Origin of the sequence: Burkholderia sp. Se-20378, from assembly GCF_017104665.1 — a bacterium.
GTDB lineage: Bacteria > Pseudomonadota > Gammaproteobacteria > Burkholderiales > Burkholderiaceae > Burkholderia > Burkholderia lata.
The window spans coordinates 1-1,310 of sequence record NZ_JAAGPG010001068.1; the positions used below are offsets into that span (position 1 = coordinate 1).

Sequence of the window (1,310 nt, forward strand, 5' to 3'; positions counted from 1 at the left end):
CCGCGCTGATCGTCGAGCCGCTCGTGCAGTGCGCGGCCGGCATGGCGATGCACGATCCGTCGTACGTGCGCGGGCTGCGCGCGCTGTGCGACGAATTCGGCGTGCACCTGATCGCCGACGAGATCGCGGTCGGCTGCGGCCGCACCGGCACCTTCTTCGCGTGCGAGCAGGCCGGTGTCTGGCCCGATTTCCTGTGCCTGTCGAAAGGCATCAGCGGCGGCTACCTGCCGCTGTCGCTCGTGCTCACGCGCGACGACGTGTTCGCCGCGTTCTACGACGACGACACGACGCGCGGCTTCCTGCACTCGCATTCGTACACGGGCAACCCGCTCGCGTGCCGCGCGGCGGTCGCGACGCTCGACCTGTTTGAGCGCGACGACGTGCTCGCGGCCAATGCGCGCAAGTCGGCGACGCTGCACGCTGCGCTCGCGCCGCTCGAAGCACACCCGCAGGTACGCCACCTGCGCGAGCGCGGCACGCTGTTCGCGTTCGACGTCGCGCTCGACGGCGACGCGGCGCGCGGCTTCTCGCGTCGCTTCTTCGAACGCGCGCTGGAACGCGAGCTGCTGCTGCGCCCGATCGGCACGACCGTGTACCTGATGCCGCCGTACGTGATGAGCGACGACGACATCGCGTGGCTCGCGCAAAGCACGCGCGACACGCTCGATGCAACGCTGGAGGAACTCGCCCAATGAGTCTGCTCGATACCCTGCAACGCGGCCTTGCCGATCTCGACGCGCAAGGGCTGCGCCGCGTGCGCCGCACCGCCGACACCGCATGCGATGCGCACATGACCGTCGACGGTCGCGAGATCGTCGGCTTCGCGAGCAACGACTATCTCGGCCTCGCCGCGCATCCGGCGCTCGTCGCCGCGTTCGCCGAAGGCGCGCAGCGCTACGGCTCCGGCAGCGGCGGCTCGCACCTGCTCGGCGGCCATTCGCGTGCGCACGCGACGCTCGAAGAAGAACTCGCGGCCTTCTCGGGCGGCTTCTCCGACGCGCCGCGCGCGCTGTACTTCAGCACCGGCTACATGGCGAACCTCGCCGCGATGACGGCGCTCACCGGCAAGGGCGCGACGATCTTTTCCGACGCGCTGAACCACGCGTCGCTGATCGACGGCATGCGGCTGTCGCGCGCGAACGTCCAGGTCTATCCGCATGCGGACACGGCCACGCTCGCCGCGTTGCTCGACGCATCGGATGCCGAAACGAAGCTGATCGTCAGCGACACCGTGTTCAGCATGGACGGCGACCTCGCCCCGCTCGCCGAACTCGTCGCGCTGGCCGAACGCCACGGCGCATGGCTGGTCG

The 1,310-nt window shown here is 70.0% G+C and carries 2 protein-coding genes; both read left to right on the top strand.

All coding sequences use genetic code 11. The features are described 5' to 3' along the window. The coding region (locus tag G3N93_RS40185; RefSeq protein WP_206135543.1) for an aminotransferase class III-fold pyridoxal phosphate-dependent enzyme at positions 1–695 on the top strand (695 nt) is incomplete at its 5' end. Beyond that, positions 692–1,310, top strand: a 619-nt coding sequence (locus G3N93_RS40190; RefSeq protein WP_206135544.1) for an aminotransferase class I/II-fold pyridoxal phosphate-dependent enzyme, incomplete at its 3' end; no start/stop codon positions are given. The genes G3N93_RS40185 and G3N93_RS40190, both read left to right, overlap by 4 nt.